Raw genomic sequence first — 16128 nt, 5'->3', positions numbered from 1 at the left:
AGCCGCACATGAAGCCTGGCAGCAAGTCACACAAGGGGCGCCGCCGCAAAGCACGTCAGCCCCGCCGCACCACCCGGCCGCAGTTCCTGACCCTGGCCGCGCTGCTCGTCGTCGCCTCCCTCGTCGGCGGCTACATGGTGCTGAACCGTACGACCAGTACCGCGCCGACCGCGTCGTCCTCCGGTGGCGGGGACAGCAAGGGCGACTCCGCCAAGAAGGCCGAACCCAAGTGGGACGGCAGGACCAAGGTCATCGGGGACGGCTCCACCTCGTACACCGGCCCGCAGAAGGGGCAGCTGAAGGCCGTACCGCTCAAGCCGGGCGAGAAGCCCCCGCAGTTCGTCGTGTTCTCCTGGGACGGCGCCCTGGCCGGAGACGACAACCTCTTCGATCACTACCGGCAGATGGCGAAGCGCTACAACGCGCACATGACGTTCTTCCTCACCGGCATCTACCTGCTGCCGAAGGACAAGAGGAACCTCTACGACCCGCCGCAGCACGACAAGGGCTCCGCCGCGATCAGCTACCCCACCGACGACCACATCCGCACCACCATCGAGGAACTCGGCGAGGCCTGGCGCGAGGGCAACGAGATAGGCACCCACTTCAACGGCCACTTCTGCGGCGCCAAGGGCGGCGGCGACTGGAGCGTCGCCGAGTGGAAGCAGGAGATCGAGGAGTTCAACTCCTTCCTGGCGAACTGGAAGACCAACACCGGCTTCACCGACATGGACCCGCTGCCCTTCGACGTCAAGGCCGTCACCGGCGGCCGCGCGCCCTGCCTGGAGGGGCAGAAGAACCTGCTGAAGGCGGTCAAGGGCTTCGGCTACCGCTACGACGCCAGCTCCCCGGGCGCCTACCAGGTGTGGCCCGCCAAGAAGGAGGGCGTCTGGGACTTCCCGCTGCAGATGCTCCCGTTCAACGACGAGTACCAGGCGCTGTCGATGGACTTCAACTTCCTCTACAACCAGTCGGACGGCAAGACCGACGGTGACCCGGCGATGTACCCGACCTGGCAGCGGGAGACCATCGACACCTACATGTCCGGCTTCAACCGCGTCTACTACGGCAGCCGCGCACCGCTGTTCATCGGCAACCACTTCGAGCAGTGGAACGGCGGCATCTACATGAACGCCGTCGACGAGATCATCAAGACCGTCTGCACCAAGAAGGACGTGAAGTGCGTGTCCTTCCAGGAGTTGGCCGACTGGATGGACGTACAGAAGCCGTCGACGCTGGCGAACCTGCGCAATCTGGACCCGGGCCAGTCGCCGGACTGGGCGACAGTGGTCAAATAGTCTTCCCGTTCTCCGACTTGTTATTCCCCCCGACCTACTTCGCTTGAGGAGGTCATGTAAAGATTCGGACCCCGGGTACGACCAACTCGGGGGCAAGGAGAATGCAGTGAGATCAAGGACGTTGAGCCTCGCAGGCTCGACCGTCGCGGCGGCCGTACTGGCCACCGCGCTGCTGCCGATGACCGCCGCGCAGGCCGCCGGGTCGACGCCCAAGGTCACGAAGGCGACCAAGGACGCGTTCGGGCGGGTCGCGGACAACGTGATCACCGACCGCACGGCCGTGCTCGTCGGTGGTGGGGCGGCCCGCAAGTCGCTGAAGCCCACCGGCGGCGTCAAGCTGTCCAGCGCCCAGAAGAAGGTCGAGGACGGCAAGCTGAGCGCCCTGCGCGCCACCAAGGCGCGTCTCGCGGCCCTGGGCGAGGCCTACACCTCGGCCGACACCGCGGTCACCGTCGACAGCACCAAGGTCAAGGGCACGAAGGCCACGGTGAAGATCACCGAGCGTACGAGCCTGAAGTACAAGAAGATACGCGGCGACGAGCCCGCCTCCACGGGCTTCGAGGCGCACCACCAGCTCACCTTCACGGCGTCCGGTGGCACGTGGCAACTGACCGCCATGAAGGGCACGGACGGCGGCGCCCAGCGCATCAACGACCCCGTCGCCCCGGCCGCGGACGCCAAGCTGAGCCGTACGCCCATGGCCGTCCACCAGGCCCCGAAGGCCGCCACCAGCTGGCCCGCTCCTTCCGCGCCGAAGACGATCAACGGCGGGAAGTACAACTACCGGGCGATGGTGGCGTACACCGAGAAGTACTGGAAGAACTACAACCCGGCGTACCGCAAGTACAACTCGATGGGCGGCGACTGCACCAACTACCTCAGCCAGGGCCTCCTGGCGGGCGGCTGGCAGCAGATCTCCAAGGTGACGCCCGAGGAGTACGACACCTGGTACTACGCCTCGAACGGCACGGCCGACGCGTGGATCGGTGTCAACGAGTGGTCCTGGTTCACCCAGACCGCCAAGCGCACCACCCCGCTCGCCAACGTCTACCAGATGGACATCGGCGACGTGCTCCAGGTCGACTTCAACCGGGACGGCGACAAGGACCACTCGATGATGGTGACCTTCCGCAGCTCCAGCGGTGTGCCGTACCTGACGTACCACGACGCGGACACCTACCGCCGTTCGGTCGCGAGCATCATCGCCTCGTACCCGAACGCGTACTACTACGCGTACCGCACCTGAGCGGGCCGACTCCCGTCGGGCCTCTCAGGAGCCCGTGCCGGCGCCCTCTCCGCCTTCGGTGAGGGCGTCGGCCCTTTTCCGTCTGCCCTCCTCGGCCTCGGCCCGCACCCGGTCTTCCCGCTCCGCCTGGGCCGGATGCCGGGCCCGCCAGTACGGGCTGTCGTGCGGCAGCGCCGAGCCGACCCTGCCGTACATCCCGAACGTCATCAGCAGGACGCCGACGACAAAGCTGAACAGGACGTTCTGGATGCGGAACGCGAGGAAGTTGGAGTCGGTGTCCAGCAGCGCCATGTTGCCGAAGCCGCTCAGGATGAACAGGACGCCCAGCGTCATGTTCAGGGTGGAGGCGAAGTTGCCGCCGATCACCATGCCGACGAGCAGCAGCAGCCCCACCGCGATCGACAGGACGCTCAGCGTGCCGTTCGTGTTCAGCCCCGCGACCTGGTCGCCGCGCGTGTCGAACCAGCCGACCTTGTCGATCAGGCCGAGGATGCCGAAGGCGACCAGGAACAGGCCCATCAGGCCCGCCCCGAACCGGTAGACGCGGTTCAGCCGGTGGTCGACGGGAAGATGCTCGTCGATCTTGATCCGCCGCCGGGGACCCGCGTGCTTGCCCTGGGACCGCACGGGGTGCGTGGCATGCGTGGCCATATCCGCCTCCTAGGCGTGAGCGGAGGCCTCCGTACCCCTTCAGCATCCGCCGGGGTGCCCCGGCGGGCAAACCGGCCCCGCCCCTCAGGCGCTCCCGCCGCGCTCCTTGCGGATCTGGTCGACCACATGGGACACCGTCTGCCGTACGGACTCCGTCTCGGTCAGGAAGTGCCAGTAGTCGGGGTGCCGGCCCTCCAGCGTGGCGACCGCGCGGTCCAGCCGGGCCACCGAGTCGTCGAGCGGGCGGGCGTGCCGGGGATCGGGCGTGGAACGGCCCGCCATGGCGAGACGCTGCGCGTCACGGATGGCGAACCGGGTGCGATCGATCTCCTGCTGGGGGTCCTTCTGCACGGCGTTCAGCCGCCGCAGCCGGTCGCCCGCCGCGGAGACCGCCTCATCGGTCCGGTTCAGCAGCGCCCGCACGGTCGACAGCAGCGCCGTCGCGTCCGGCCAGCGCTGCGCGTCACGCGCGGCACGCGCCTCACGCAGCTTCAGCTGCGCCTGCTCGACGTCGGCCGCGGCCTGGTCCGGCACCTGCTGGAGGTCCTGCCAGCAGGCCGCCACGAATCTGCGCCGCAGCTCGCTCAGCATCTGCGGCACCTGCCCCGCCCGGGTGCCCAGCGCCTCCGCGCGGGTCCGCAGCGACACCAGCCGGTGGTCGATCTCGGCGGCCTTCTCCGGCAGCCGCTCGGCCTCCGCCCGTACCGCCTCCGCCTCCCGCACGACCCGGTCGGCGCGCTCCAGCGTCTCCGCCACGCCGTGCCGGCCGGCCCCCTGGTTGAGCTTGGTCAGCTCCGGCGCGAGCGCCGCGAGCCGCGCGGCGAGGTCGTCCGCCTTCAGCCCCGACTCCCGTACGCCGTCCAGGGCGTTGGAGGCGGCGAGCAGGCCCTGCCGGGCGCGCTCCACGGCCGGGGCGAGCCGGGCCAGCTGCGTCTCGGCCTTGCCGAGCAGCGGGCCCAGCCCCTCGGCGAAACGGTCCAGCTCCTGCTTGGCCCGCCCCAGCTCGTCCTTGGCGGCGGTCAGCTCGGTCCGGGCGCGGGCGGCGGCGGACGCCTCCAGGTCGTCCCGGTCCAGATCATGGGCGTCGACGGCGGCGATGTACCGGCCGCTGACCTCGTCGATCCGCCGACCGAGCGCCTCGAAGCCGGAGACCGCCTGGCGGGCGGCGGGGGAGTCGTCCACCGCCGTGATGGTCTCTATGGAGATCCGCAGGTCGCGCTGGGCGGTGTCCAGCTCGTAGAACGCGGCCGCCGCCGCGTCCTTCGCCGCCTGCGCCTCGGCCCGCTGCCCTTCCGCCCGCCCGCCGAACCACCGCCGGGTCCCGCCCCCGGCGAACGCGGCGGGCAGCGCCAGAGCGGCGAGCAGGGGCAGGCCGAGGAGCAGCAGGCAGTCGCGGGCGGCGGAGCGCCGGGGGGAGCGGGGCCGGCCGGGCCGCTGACGCGCGGGGCCGGCTGCTCGTCGTGGTGCACGGCTGTGGGGTTGTCGTGCGCTGGGCACAATCGGCGTGTACGGCTCTGCTGGTGTCGCCGTCACATCCCTCTCCCGTGCTGTCATCCGCCCTGACCGGTGCCATTCTCCCACCGGTCAAGGACGAAAACACGGGCTGATCGGTTCAGGGACGAAATAGCCGGGGCGGGGCCGAGGGGTCAGCCGGCGCTCCGTACGGTGACCGAGCCGTCCTCGGTGTGGGCCTTCACCACATGGGAGCTGCCGGCGTCACGGGGCACGGACACGGCCACGGAACCGTCGTCGCTCCCGGTCGTCACCCGGTACGAGGCCTCGCGGGGCAGCCCGATGGTGATGGAGCCGTCGTCGCTGCGGGACTCCACCAGGTCGGGCACCGCGCCGAGTTCGAGCTTGACCGAGCCGTCGTTCGTGCTGGCCCGGACGCTGCGCGACTCTACGCCGAGCGCGTGCACCGAGCCGTCGTCGCTGTGCATCTCCAGGGGGCCGCTGCTGTCGCTGACCCGTACCGCGCCGTCAGCGGTCCGGATCTTCAGCGACTGCGTGAACCCCTTCGCGCGCACGCTCCCGTCCCCGTCCTCCACGACGACGGCCACGCCGCGCGGCACCTCGATGCGGTGCCTGGCGGAGCAGTCCGCGACGATACCGGAGCACTTCAGCCGCAGCTTCAGCCGGTCGTCCGCCATCTCCCACGTCACCCGCGGGTCCCCGCCGACCACGACCCGGCCCTCGAACCACCGGGTCACCTCGACCTCGTCCACGTCCGCCGCGACCAGCTCCAGCGCCGAGTCGTCCGAGTCGACGGTGAGCGTACGGCCCTCCAGCGCGAAGGCCCGGTGCTCCGGCTCCCGGTCGTCCCCGGCGTCCGCACCGCACGCGGCGACGGACGCCATGAGCGCGACGGCGAGCCCGGCGACGGCCACCGTTCCCGTGCGTGACCTGCGAGCCGTACGAGCCATGACGATCTCCCCCTGGGGCCGGTCTTTCCCATGTCCGCCGGCATCCGCCGAGCGTGTTCCGACCGTACGGAGCGGCGGTCCTCGGGGGGATCCGGGCCGCTCCCGGATCAGGGGTGGGGATAACCCCCGGTTAACGGTTTGCGGGGCACAGCCCACGGCAATGTAGGCTGTCGACTCGTACTCGGGTGCGTAGCTCAGGGGTAGAGCGCCTGCCTTACAAGCAGGATGTCGGCGGTTCGAAACCGTCCGCGCCCACCGACGACAGGGCCAGGTGAACGGCCCTGTGACGGCCCCTCGGAGCATCCTCCGGGGGGCCTTTTCTCGTCAGGCACCGTCCTGAGGGGGCTCCTTCGTCGTCTCGCGGGCGTGTTTCAACAGGCTCCGGGCCGTGACGCGTTCCTCTGTGGCCAGCTCGGCCCAGAAGCGGTGGCAGCTGACGAACACCGCCAGTTCGCGTTCGCGTTCGCGGAGCTTCTCCACCTCGGCCTGTTCGTCGGGTGTCCAGCCGGGGGAGGCGGGGCGCTCTATCCGGCGCCAGCCCTTGTCGTCGCTGAAACCGTCCAGGGGCTCGACGGACCAGGGCAGCCGCTTCAGCAGCGCCAGGAGCTCGGCCCGGACCTGATGCAGCTCCTCCTGGCCGGCGAGGAGGTCACTGGGGAAGTCATAGGTCTTAGCCACACGGCAATGCTACGCCTGTTCGAATTTGTGATGCGAGTTCCTTCTTCCGCTTCGAGGGTCGTGTCACTCGGACCTCCAAGCTCTCCCTTGGGGTTCTTCGGTATCTTCTTCCTCCATGACCCTCGATGATCTGCGTGTCTTCGTCGCCGTGTGCCGGGCCGGGAGTCTCAGTGCGGTGGCACGGGAGCTGGGCTGTACGCAGTCGGCGGTGAGTCAGCATGTGCGGCGGCTGGAGCGCGAGGTGGGGGTCGGGCTGGTCGAACGGCAGGCCCGCGGTGTGGTGCCCACGCGGGCCGGGCGGGTGCTCCAGGAGGCCGCGGCCGAGGGGATCACCGGGCTCGATCTCGCCCTGCGGCGGCTCGCCGAGATGGTGCGGGGCGACGGCGGCGTCGTACGGATCGCCACCGGCGGCACGACCGTGCGGCACTTCATGGCGCAGGGCATCGTCGACTTCCGGCGGTCGTACCCGGACGTGGGACTGGAGTTCCAGACCGTACGGTCCAGCGCCGGCTGCGTCGACGCGCTGGGTGATCCGGCGCGCGACCTCGACCTGTCCTGGGTGACCCTCGGGCCCGCCGTCCGCGGCATCGAACAGCGGGCCGTCGTCGAACTCCCCTGGGTGCTCGCCGTACGCGCCGACGACGAACTCGCCGGGCGGGAGCGGATCGACGCCGGGGAGCTGGACGGGATGCGGCTCATCGGGCTGCCGGAGAACTCCACCTCGTACGCCCATCTGGACGCCGCCTACCGGGAGTTGGGCATAAAGACCGGCCCGTCCGGTGCCGGGGTGGCCGACTGGGACACCGCGATCCTCCTCACCGAACTCGGGGTCGGCCACGCCGTCGTCCCCGCCCTGCCCGGCTGGACCGGCCCCGGCCACCCCGGTCTGCGCTTCGTCCCGGTCCCCGACCTGCCGCCGCTGACCGTCGGCTGGGCGGTACGGCGGTGGGACGCGCTCTCACCCCCGGCCCGGGCCTTCGCCGACACGGTCGCCCGGCACGCGGTACGCGTGGGAGGGGCGGTGCGGCCGGCGTCCGAGGGGTGAGGGGGAGAACTGAGGGGGCAGGGGTGAGCGGCGGGAGCGGAGCGGCCAGAGGTTGGGCGGCCGGGGGTGCGGTGCTGCGGGGCCGTGGCGGGCGGCTCAGTGGCCCGCCGCCCTCAGGTCCGCCACCACCCTCGCCGCCACCGGGGCCGGTACGCCGTGGCGTTCGGCGGCGCGGAGCAGTGCGCCGCCGATCGCGTCCAGTTCGAGCGGGCGGCCGGACTCGGCGTCGCGCTGCATCGACGACTTGGTGGCGGGCGGGAAGGCGTCGTAGCGGCGTACCGCCTCGGCCGGGTCCACGGGCGCGCCGACCGCCGCGCCGACCGCCGCCGTCTCCTCCACCAGGGCGGTCAGCTCCTCGCGGTGACGGGTGCGGATCTCGCCCAGGGGCAGGCCGTAGCGGGTCGTCAGCAGGGCGAACGGGGCCAGGAACGACATCTTCGCCCACAGCACCGCCGTCTCGCCGGGCAGTACGCGGGTGGCGATGCCGGACCATTCCAGGGCCCCGGCGAGGGAGTTGAGGCGGTCGGCGGGGGCCTCGTCGCCGGTCAGGTCGACCTCCGCGAAGGGGCTGCCGTGCGCGATGACGCCCGGCGCGACCCGGGTGGACTCGACACGGATGGTCGCCGGGGCGACGTGGGCGGTGTCGCCGTAGTGGGCGCGCAGGGCCGCCGGGTGTTCGACGCCGTTCAGGAACGGGACGACGAGGGTGCCGGGGATCAGGGACGACGCGGGGAGGCGGTCCAGGGCCGGGCCGAGGGTGGTGTGCTTCACGGTGAGGAGGACCGCGTCGACCGGTTCGCGCAGTTCGGCGGCGGTCTCCACGCGGGCGGTGAAGTCGCCGAAGCGGGTGCTGGTGACGCTGATGCCGTCCTTGTCCAGGGCGCGGGCCGTCTCGTCCCCCGCCAGACAGATGACGCGGTTGCCCGCGCGGGCGAGGAGCGCGGCGAGCAGGCCGCCCACCCCGCCGGGTCCGAGCACCGCCACGGTGAGCCGTTCGTTCGTCGACATGGTCCCCTCGTCTCTGCGTCGTCCTCGTCGGCCGGCCGGCGGCCTCCGTGATGATCACAAAGGGGCAGGGTGGAGTCAATCCTCGGGGAAACTTGCCGAAACCCAAGCTTTTGCTTCATGTCGAGGTGAGACTGGAGCCCGCGCGGGAGACTGGGCTCATGTGCCGAAGCATCAAGACTCTGCGACCGCCCGCGATCCCCGAGGAAGCCACCGAGGACGACATCCGGGCCGCCGCCCTGCAGTACGTCCGCAAGGTGTCCGGTTTCCGCGCGCCCGCCGCCCACAACCGTGAGGTGTTCGATCACGCGGTGGAGGCCGTCGCGGCCGCCACCGCGGAGCTGCTGGCAGGGCTGGAGGTACGCGGCGCCGCGGCCCGGCGGGCCGGGTAGGTGCGGCGGGCCGGGTGGGTGTGGCCGGCCGGGTGGGTGCGGCGGGCCGGGTGGGTGCGGCGGGCCGGGTGGGTGCGACGCCCGCACCACGGCGCCATGACCCGTTCGGGTCCGCCGGCCCTCAGCCGGCGGCCCGCGGGTGCCGCATGAAGTACGCCGCCGCCGCGCCCGCGCCGAAGAGGGCGGCCAGGGAGACCGCCGCTGCGAGCCAGGTGGGGCCCAGCCAGTGGGCGCCGAGGTAGCCGAGGGCGACGCTGTAGCCGGCCCAAGCGAGGCCCGCCAGCGCGGACCAGGGGAGGAAGTCGCGGGCGCGGTGACGGGCGGCGCCCGCGCCGAGGGAGACGACCGAGCGGCCCGCGGGGGCGAAGCGGGCGATGACGACCAGCAGGCCGCCGCCCCGGGCGAGCGCCGCGCCGAGACGTTCCTGCGCGGTGGTCAGGCGCCGGGACCGGGCGATCGCGCGGTCCAGCCGCGCACTGCCCGCCCACGCCAGGCGGTACGCCACGAGGTCGCCGAGGACGGACGCCGTGGCCGCCGCGAGGATCAGGACGAGGACGTCGGGGACGTCGCGGGGCATCGCGCCCGCCGCCGTCTCCGCCGCGGCAGCCGTGGCCGCCGCGACGACCAGGACACCGCTCGGCAGGACCGGGAGGAACACGTCCAGCACGATGGACGCGGCCACGACGGCGTAGATCCATGGGCCGGCGGTCAGCCAGCCCAGACTCTCAAGCACCGAGCACTCTCCTGTTGTCCCCCGACATCACGGTGATCCCGTGATAGCCGAACAGCGTACGCCCCGGGTACGACAGAAGGCCCACAGGGGCTCATGTGTCCGTCACGGACGGTTCATCAGAGGCGGTTCGTACGACCGGAAGCAGCCGGGGGCGGGCCGGGGAGCAGAGGGAGTGCCGGGCGGGGAGGGGAGCCGAGGAGGAGAGGTGCGCGGACTCGGGAGTGTGCGCGACCGCCGGGTGCGTGTGGCGCCCCGGCGGCCGGGCGCGGCCTCGATGTCGGTATCGGCCTCGGTGTCGGTGTCTGTGTCGGTCAGGCCGCCACCGGCTCCCTCTTCCCCGCCTCCCTGTTCTGGGCCGTCGAGCGCTTGGCGATGAACCTGTCCAGTCCGAGCGCGCCGGAGCCGGTGAAGACCAGGAGGAACATGGACCAGCAGTAGAGGGCCGCTAGCTCGCCGTTGTTCTGGACGGGCCACAGGGCCTCAGGCTGGTGGACCTTGAAGTACGCGTAGGCCATGGCGCCCGAGGCGATGAACGCGGCGAAGCGGGTGCCGAGGCCGAGGAGGACCAGGCTGCCGCCGACGAGTTCGATGACGGCCGCGTACCAGCCCGGCCAGGCTCCGGTGGCGGCGGTTCCGCCCTGGCCGTCGACGCCGCCGAGGAGGCCGAAGAGGCTCTTGGCACCGTGGCAGGTGAACAGCAGTCCGATGACGATGCGGAACAACCCGAGGACATATGGCTGGGCGCTGTTGAGGCGTCCGGTCATGTGGGGTGACTCCTTCGGTATCACCCGGTCCGGAGGGACCGGTGGGGACGGGATTACCGGCGGGTCACTCCAGTTATGCACTGCTACTCGATGGTTACAAGTTCAACATCTGGCCAGGTCCTTACCTCCGCTTGGTCGGATTTTCCCCCCGTTACCGCGCGTAGAACGGCTCGTGCCACCGCGTCCGCGTCCGAAAGAGTGACCGAATCCACGCCAGGTCGGGCTCCCGCGGCGGTCACCCAGTGCACCCCCTCCGTCGGCACGCCGAGAGCGAACCGCCTCTCGTGCGGCACCCCATGACGATCTATCAGGTGATACGGGCGAGATGTCACGTCCAGCCCGCCCGTCTCGTGCCCGTCCACCCGGTGCGGGCGGCACGCGCCCTCCCGCAGCAGCCGGGCGAGCAGTTCGTCGGCCGTCCGGCGAACGTCCGGTTCGGGCAGCCGTGCCTCGACGAGCGTGGTGACCCGGACGTCGGAGCCCGGCACCTCGGGGGAGTGGGCGAGCCAGGCGCCGTCGTCCTGGCGTACCTCCAGGCCGGGGCCGAGGACCGTCAGGACGCCCGCCTCGATCAGGGCGGTCATCTCCTCGATACGGCTGCGGGGCGGGCCGATGGAGAGGAAGGCGTTCAGGGGGGTGTACCAGCGGTCCAGGTGCTCCCGGCGGGAGTCGCCGGTCAGCCCGCCGTGGTCCACGATCAGGCGCAGCTCGTTGCGCAGGTCCCGCAGCACGTCCAGCGCGGCCTTCTCCGGGCCCGCCACATTGCCGAGCGCGGCCCGCGCGGCATCCTCGCGGAGGTGGGCGAGCAGCCAGGTCCGCCAGGCCCCCGGATCCGGGAACACGAGCCCCGCGTACGGGCGCGAGACGCGCTCCCAGGACCAGCGGTCACGCTCGGGCACCCCGAACTCGTCGAGGACCGCGGCCTCTTGGCGGCTGCGGTGCGGGGCGGCCAGGAACCGCTCACGGAAGGTGTCGTCGCCCGCAGTCCGCTCGCCCGCCGCCTGCCCGCTCGTCGCCGCCTCGCCCGGGCGCCGCCTCAGCGCCTCGTAGTAGACCGTCTCCACCTCCTTCGCCACCAACGGCCATATCTCAGCGAGGAAATCCGGTGCCTCCCCGGAGTCGGCGCGCTTGCGGAAGCCGGCGATCACCTCGGGGGTCAGGACCAGCGGCACATGGCGGCCGTAGGGACCCTTGGCGTTGTCGCCGCGCGCCTGGTACGGCACTCCGCGCCGGGAGCCGGCGTAGAGGCGGGGCTCGCGGCCCGAGGGGAGGTAGCGCGGCGACCGGGGCCGCCGGGCGCCCGGCTCCGGCTCGTCCTCGTCCCGCTCGCCCTCCTCCCGGTCGTACACGAAGCGGCCGCCCCGGCCCGTCGTCAGGAGGGCCATGTGGTCGAAGAAGTTGAGGCCGAGTCCGCGCAGGAGGACCGGTTCCCCGGGGGCGAGGGAGGAGAGGTCGAGGTCGGCCGGGTTGGCGGGCGGGAGGTGGCGCAGACCGTGCCGGGCGGCGTGCGCCGTCGTACGGCGCTCCGCCTCGTCCGGGACCGTGGGCAGGTGGCCCTGGGCGAGGACCACGGCGGCGAGGTCGGCGAGGACGTGGCCGGTGGCGAGGGTGAGGCGCTGGCTGCCGTCGGGCGCGTCGTCGAGACGGACCGCGCGGGTCCGGTGCGTCCGTACCCGGATCGCGGGCGGCGCGCCCCGCACCACCTCGGCGAAGACCCACTCCAGGTAACGGCCGTACTGGGCGCGGGTCGGATAGTCGTCGGGGCCGGGCGCGGGAGGGCCGCCGGGGTCGGCCCGGTCGGCGGCCCACTCGTAAAGGCTCGGCCCCGGGCGTATCGGACCCGAGCAGTCCACGCTCTCGTCGGTGAAGAGGGTGACCTGCGAGGCCACGGTGTTCATCAGCAGCCGCGGGGACTGGGCGGTGCGCCACACCTGGCCGGGACCCGGCGGGGCCGGGTCGACGACATGGACGGTCAACCGGATCCCGGGGTGCAGCAGTTCGGGTGCTGAGGCGCAGAGGCGTTCCAGGACGCTGGTGCCGCGGGGGCCGGCGCCGACGAGAGCGACGCCGATGTCACTGTTCCCTGGCAACTCGGACAAGGGGGTAACTCCCGTGCGTGTGGGGCACACCGTGGGGCGCGGTGCGGCGGACCGCCCGAGAGGAAGCGGACGGTCCGCCTCATCATGCCGTCGGACGGCACGCGAACGGAGCCCTGAAACCCTTCAGGGCACCCGGTGTGGGATGCCTCACGCGCATCCCGGACAACAGGGGTGGCAACCGTGCCCAATGGCGCTATTGGGGGGTGATTACCGACTCCGTGACCGTCTCCAGCCGGGCCTTCCCGCCCTGTCGGGCCCGTGCCTGCTCGAACCGCAGCCGGGCAGAACGGCCGCGCAGCGTCAGGGTCATGAGCTGGTTGCCGAACCAGGGGCCGCCCGCCCTGTGCCAGTCGATGGACGGCCGCCCGCCCCGCCCGTGCCGTGCGAGCCACCGGCCGATCGCCCGCCCGACCCGGCTCCAGCCGAAGTGGAAGCCCAGCTTCATGGACAGGGGGACGGAGTTGTGGACCGGGGAGCAGGTGAGCTGCAGAACGCGGGCGTCCGGCACGGCGGGGGCGTCGGCGGGCCAGGACGGCTGGGCGATGTAGGCGTGGTGCACGTCTCCGGAGAGCACCAGTACGGTCGCCGGGGCGCCGTCCCCCGAGCCGGCCTCGGCCGTCAGCGCGGTCAGCGCCTCGAAGGACTCCGGGAACGCGGCCCAGTGCTCCAGATCCGCCGCCCGCCGCACCTTCTCCCCGAACCGCGCCCAGCGCTGCCCGCGCACGCCCTGGCACAGCGCCGCGTTCCACGCCTCGGCCCCGTGCACCAGGTGCGGCAGCAACCAGGGCAGCGAGGTGCCGATGAGGAGGTGGTCGCACGAGCCGGGGTCGTCCAGCGCCTGCTCCCGCAGCCAGGCGGCCTCGCCCGCGTCCAGCATCGACCGGTTGGCCTCGTCGAGGACCCGCGCGGCCCGGCTGTCGAGCATCAGCACGCGGACGCGTCCGAAGTCCCGCCGGTAGCTCCAGCGGACCGAGGCCGGGTCCCGGTCCGCCTCGGTGGCGTGCGCGCGCAGGACGTCCGTACCGTCCGGGACGGCGCGTACGGCGGCGTAGACCGGGTCGGCGGCCAGTTCGGCGGGGGTGAGGTTGCCGAGGTGCTGGTGGACCCAGTACGACATCAGTCCGCTCAGGATGCGCTCCTGCCACCAGGGGGTGTCCCGCATGTCGGCGAGCCAGGACGCGCTGGTGTTCCAGTCGTCGATGACGTCGTGGTCGTCGAAGATCATGCAGGTGGGCACGGTGGACAGCAGCCAGCGGATGCCCGGGTCGAGCCAGGACTCGTAGTAGAGGTGGGTGTACTCCTCGTAGTCGGTGACCTGCGCGCCCGGCGGTTTCCGCAGGTCGCGGCGGGAGGCGAGGTAGGCGCGGGTGGCCTTGGAGGTCTCGTCCGCGTAGACCTGGTCGCCGAGGAGGAGCAGGACGTCGGGGCGCTCGTCGCCCGCCCCGGCGGCGATACGGGAGGCCAGCGCGTCCAGGGCGTCCGGGCCCACCGGGTCGGGGTCGCCGTGGGGCGGCGCGGCCCAGCGGCAGGAACCGAAGGCGACACGGACCGGGTCGCCGCCGGCCGGGGTGTGGATCTCGGAGGGCGGGAAACGGGAGTCGGGCAGGGGCCAGACCGGGGAGTCGTCGAGGAGGACCTCGTACGACGACACCGTGCCCGGGGTCAGGCCCGTCACCGGCACCAGCGCGTAGTGGTGGCCGGCGATCTGGAAGGTGCGGGCCGTGCCGCCCCCGCCGCCGGCGCAGCGCACCTCGGCCGTGCAGGGGCGGCTCGTCTCGACCCAGACGGTCGCGGTCGAACCGTCCACGTATCTCAGCAGTGGGCCAAGGCGCAGTTCCGCCATCGGCGATCACCCGCTCCCTCTCTGGTCGGAGGCCCCTGGGGGACTGTGTCCCTGCGGGCCACCCTCCTCCGTCGCCCCGTACGGTACGCAACGACGGAGGAGGTCGGAGAGGTTCCGGGTCACCTGGAGCGCGCCGGGTATGTCAGCAGTTCGCGAGGTAGCCGTTGAGGGCGCTCTTCTCGGCGGAGTCCACCGACAGGTCGTAGTAGTACTTCACCTGGACCCAGGCGCGGACGTACGTGCAGCGGTACGCGGTGCGCGACGGCATCCAGGTGGCGGGGTCCTGGTCGCCCTTGGCCTGGTTCACGTTGTCCGTGACGGCGATGAGCTGCGGGCGGGTCAGGTCGTTGGCGAACTGCTGCCGCAGCGAGCTGCTCCAGTTGTCGGCCCCGGAGTCCCACGCCTCGGCCAGCGGCACGAGGTGGTCGATGTCCAGGTCGGAGGCGGCGGTCCAGGTGGCGCCGTCGTAAGGGGAGTACCAGCTGCCGCTGGTGGAGGCGCAGGCGGAGTCGGTGACGACGTTCGTGCCGTCCCGCTTGAGGACCGTCTCGCGGGTGTTGCAGCTGCCGCTGATGGTGATCCAGTGGTTGAACAGGTCCCGGCTGTAGCCGGTGCGGTCCTCGGTGGCCACGGTGAGGCTCGCCAGGTAGCTGCGGGCCGTGGCGGCGCTGACCGGGGTGGGCAGGGCGGCGGAGGCGGTCGGGGCGTTGAAGAGCGCGGCGGAGGCTATGAGTCCGCTGAGCGCGGTGAGTATGCTGAGCCGTCGACGCGCGTAGAACCTGCGCATGGGAACTCCTTGTGGGGCCGGGGGGTTTGGGGCGCGAGCGATTGAAGGGTCGCGGTGCCGTGTTGCCGGCGGATGAGCGTCGGGTGAGAAGTTAATGACGTGCGCATGACACGACAAGGGGTGCGGTGGGGATTGGTGCGGGGGCGCCTTCCGGCTCGGGGGTCCGTGTGCGTCGGCGGGTGCGGGTGCGTCGTGGTTTCTCGCGCAGTTCCCCGCGCCCCTGAAAGGCGTCCGGGGCTGCGCCCCGTGCTTTTCGGCCGAAGGGCGGGCCGCCCGCACCCGAAGGGCGGCCCCGAGTCCCCCACGCCGCGTCGCGTACCATGGGTCCCGCAGAAGGGGAGTAGCTCTTCGCCGGGACCGTCGACATACTGCTCAGCTCGTCTGAGCCGGCGCCCGGAGCGGGTCATCGACAAGGGGCCCGCCAGCGAGACCTTCGGCAAGCAGTGCACACCCGTGCGACCCCGCACGGGTGAACGTGTGCTGCCGTGCCGAGGTGTCGCGTCAGTGGACGGTTTCTCTCGGTGGGGCAGCCCGACCGATTGAGGACCCTTGATCAGCTTCAGTGTCACGGCGCTCGTCTTCGGCGTCGTCTTCCTCGCCGAGCTCCCCGACAAGACCGCGCTCGCCGGCCTCGTCCTCGGCACCCGTTACCGCGCCTCGTACGTCTTCGCCGGCGTCGCCGCGGCCTTCGCCGTGCACGTCGCGCTGGCGGTCGCCGCGGGCAGCGTCCTCACCCTGCTGCCCCAGCAGATCGTGCACGCGCTGACCGGTGTGCTGTTCCTGGGCGGCGCGGCGGTGCTGCTCATGAAGAAGGACGAGGACGAGGAGGAGATCCGCAGGCCCGAGAACCAGAGCTTCTGGAAGGTCTCCGGCGCGGGCTTCATGCTCATCCTCGTCGCCGAGTTCGGTGACCTGACCCAGATCATGACGGCGAACCTCGCGGCGCGGTACGACGACCCGCTCTCCGTGGGTCTCGGGGCCGTCCTCGCGCTGTGGGCCGTGGCCGGGCTCGGGATCGTCGGCGGCCGGGCGCTGATGAAGAGGGTGCCGCTGAAGCTGATCACGCAGATCGCGGCCGTGCTGATGACGGGGCTCGGTGTGTGGAGTTTGTGGGAAGCCGTGACGGGATGACGAAGGGGGTGGCGGTCGACCCCGTTGTTTTGT

At 71.8% G+C, this 16128-nt stretch carries 15 protein-coding genes and 1 tRNA gene; 6 read left to right on the top strand and 10 right to left on the bottom strand.

Annotation, left to right across the window (positions count from 1 at the left end):
* Positions 1 to 8 precede the first annotated feature (8 nt).
* Both ACZ4Z3_RS07380 and ACZ4Z3_RS07375 read left to right on the top strand, forming a co-directional pair.
* Complete coding sequence (locus ACZ4Z3_RS07380; protein ID WP_468500094.1) at positions 9 to 1298, top strand: polysaccharide deacetylase family protein; 1290 nt, start codon at positions 9 to 11, stop codon at positions 1296 to 1298.
* Positions 1299 to 1404: 106 nt separating this feature from the next.
* Complete coding sequence (locus tag ACZ4Z3_RS07375) at positions 1405 to 2544, top strand: amidase domain-containing protein (RefSeq protein ID WP_468500093.1); 1140 nt, start codon at positions 1405 to 1407, stop codon at positions 2542 to 2544.
* Positions 2545 to 2568: 24 nt separating this feature from the next.
* Here ACZ4Z3_RS07375 and ACZ4Z3_RS07370 read toward each other — a convergent pair whose 3' ends face one another.
* The 3 genes from ACZ4Z3_RS07370 to ACZ4Z3_RS07360 all read right to left on the bottom strand — a co-directional run bounded on the left by ACZ4Z3_RS07370 (position 2569) and on the right by ACZ4Z3_RS07360 (position 5618).
* Positions 2569 to 3195 carry a DUF4383 domain-containing protein gene (locus tag ACZ4Z3_RS07370; protein WP_468500092.1) on the bottom strand — a complete coding sequence of 209 codons (627 nt, stop codon included), beginning with the start codon at positions 3193 to 3195 and terminating at the stop codon, positions 2569 to 2571.
* Positions 3196 to 3279: 84 nt separating this feature from the next.
* The gene (locus ACZ4Z3_RS07365; RefSeq protein WP_468500091.1) at positions 3280 to 4728 is read right to left on the bottom strand and encodes a hypothetical protein; all 1449 of its coding nucleotides are present in this window, start codon (positions 4726 to 4728) and stop codon (positions 3280 to 3282) included.
* Positions 4729 to 4841: 113 nt separating this feature from the next.
* Complete coding sequence (locus ACZ4Z3_RS07360) at positions 4842 to 5618, bottom strand: DUF4097 family beta strand repeat-containing protein (protein WP_468500090.1); 777 nt, start codon at positions 5616 to 5618, stop codon at positions 4842 to 4844.
* 183 nt (positions 5619 to 5801) lie between these two features.
* On the opposite strand from ACZ4Z3_RS07360, the gene ACZ4Z3_RS07355 reads away from it, so the two are divergent.
* Positions 5802 to 5873, top strand: a tRNA-Val gene (locus tag ACZ4Z3_RS07355).
* A gap of 69 nt (positions 5874 to 5942) precedes the next feature.
* On the opposite strand, the gene ACZ4Z3_RS07350 is transcribed toward ACZ4Z3_RS07355, so the two are convergent.
* Positions 5943 to 6296 carry a hypothetical protein gene (locus ACZ4Z3_RS07350; RefSeq protein WP_468500089.1) on the bottom strand — a complete coding sequence of 118 codons (354 nt, stop codon included), beginning with the start codon at positions 6294 to 6296 and terminating at the stop codon, positions 5943 to 5945.
* Between the two features lie 115 nt (positions 6297 to 6411).
* On the opposite strand from ACZ4Z3_RS07350, the gene ACZ4Z3_RS07345 reads away from it, so the two are divergent.
* Positions 6412 to 7341 (top strand): LysR family transcriptional regulator, encoded by a 930-nt coding sequence (locus ACZ4Z3_RS07345; protein ID WP_468500088.1) that lies wholly within the window; start codon positions 6412 to 6414, stop codon positions 7339 to 7341.
* A gap of 96 nt (positions 7342 to 7437) precedes the next feature.
* Here the strand turns inward: ACZ4Z3_RS07345 and ACZ4Z3_RS07340 are convergent, their stop codons facing one another.
* Entirely contained in the window at positions 7438 to 8349 is a 912-nt protein-coding gene (locus ACZ4Z3_RS07340) for a ketopantoate reductase family protein (protein ID WP_468500087.1), read from the bottom strand.
* Positions 8350 to 8507: 158 nt separating this feature from the next.
* Between ACZ4Z3_RS07340 and ACZ4Z3_RS07335 the strand changes: the two genes are divergently transcribed.
* Positions 8508 to 8738 carry a DUF2277 family protein gene (locus tag ACZ4Z3_RS07335; protein WP_107465942.1) on the top strand — a complete coding sequence of 77 codons (231 nt, stop codon included), beginning with the start codon at positions 8508 to 8510 and terminating at the stop codon, positions 8736 to 8738.
* A 121-nt stretch (positions 8739 to 8859) separates the two neighbouring features.
* On the opposite strand, the gene ACZ4Z3_RS07330 is transcribed toward ACZ4Z3_RS07335, so the two are convergent.
* From ACZ4Z3_RS07330 to ACZ4Z3_RS07310, 5 genes are all read right to left on the bottom strand, one after another.
* Entirely contained in the window at positions 8860 to 9471 is a 612-nt protein-coding gene (locus ACZ4Z3_RS07330; protein WP_055713971.1) for a DedA family protein, read from the bottom strand.
* A gap of 311 nt (positions 9472 to 9782) precedes the next feature.
* Positions 9783 to 10235, bottom strand: coding sequence for a DoxX family protein (locus ACZ4Z3_RS07325; protein ID WP_468500086.1), 453 nt, complete (start codon positions 10233 to 10235; stop codon positions 9783 to 9785).
* Positions 10236 to 10318: 83 nt separating this feature from the next.
* Positions 10319 to 12325 carry an FAD/NAD(P)-binding protein gene (locus ACZ4Z3_RS07320; RefSeq protein ID WP_468500222.1) on the bottom strand — a complete coding sequence of 669 codons (2007 nt, stop codon included), beginning with the start codon at positions 12323 to 12325 and terminating at the stop codon, positions 10319 to 10321.
* A 202-nt stretch (positions 12326 to 12527) separates the two neighbouring features.
* A complete protein-coding gene (locus tag ACZ4Z3_RS07315; RefSeq protein ID WP_468500085.1) occupies positions 12528 to 14177 on the bottom strand; it encodes an alkaline phosphatase D family protein in 1650 nt (549 codons plus the stop codon).
* A 142-nt stretch (positions 14178 to 14319) separates the two neighbouring features.
* Positions 14320 to 14964, bottom strand: coding sequence for an HNH endonuclease family protein (locus ACZ4Z3_RS07310; RefSeq protein WP_468500084.1), 645 nt, complete (start codon positions 14962 to 14964; stop codon positions 14320 to 14322).
* Positions 14965 to 15513: 549 nt separating this feature from the next.
* Here ACZ4Z3_RS07310 and ACZ4Z3_RS07305 point away from each other — a divergent pair.
* The gene (locus tag ACZ4Z3_RS07305) at positions 15514 to 16095 is read left to right on the top strand and encodes a TMEM165/GDT1 family protein (RefSeq protein ID WP_390952478.1); all 582 of its coding nucleotides are present in this window, start codon (positions 15514 to 15516) and stop codon (positions 16093 to 16095) included.
* Positions 16096 to 16128: the final 33 nt, after the last annotated feature.

The organism is Streptomyces sp. NPDC030296, assembly GCF_055572815.1.
This window is presented reverse-complemented; position numbering and strand designations above follow the sequence as displayed.

Coding starts and splice junctions, on each gene's coding strand:
- ACZ4Z3_RS07380 (WP_468500094.1), top strand. CDS start 9: ATGAAGCCTGGCAGCAAGTCACACAAGGGGCGCCGCCGCAAAGCACGT.
- ACZ4Z3_RS07370 (WP_468500092.1), bottom strand. CDS start 3,195: ATGGCCACGCATGCCACGCACCCCGTGCGGTCCCAGGGCAAGCACGCG.
- ACZ4Z3_RS07360 (WP_468500090.1), bottom strand. CDS start 5,618: ATGGCTCGTACGGCTCGCAGGTCACGCACGGGAACGGTGGCCGTCGCC.
- ACZ4Z3_RS07345 (WP_468500088.1), top strand. CDS start 6,412: ATGACCCTCGATGATCTGCGTGTCTTCGTCGCCGTGTGCCGGGCCGGG.
- ACZ4Z3_RS07340 (WP_468500087.1), bottom strand. CDS start 8,349: ATGTCGACGAACGAACGGCTCACCGTGGCGGTGCTCGGACCCGGCGGG.
- ACZ4Z3_RS07335 (WP_107465942.1), top strand. CDS start 8,508: ATGTGCCGAAGCATCAAGACTCTGCGACCGCCCGCGATCCCCGAGGAA.
- ACZ4Z3_RS07325 (WP_468500086.1), bottom strand. CDS start 10,235: ATGACCGGACGCCTCAACAGCGCCCAGCCATATGTCCTCGGGTTGTTC.
- ACZ4Z3_RS07315 (WP_468500085.1), bottom strand. CDS start 14,177: ATGGCGGAACTGCGCCTTGGCCCACTGCTGAGATACGTGGACGGTTCG.
- ACZ4Z3_RS07310 (WP_468500084.1), bottom strand. CDS start 14,964: ATGCGCAGGTTCTACGCGCGTCGACGGCTCAGCATACTCACCGCGCTC.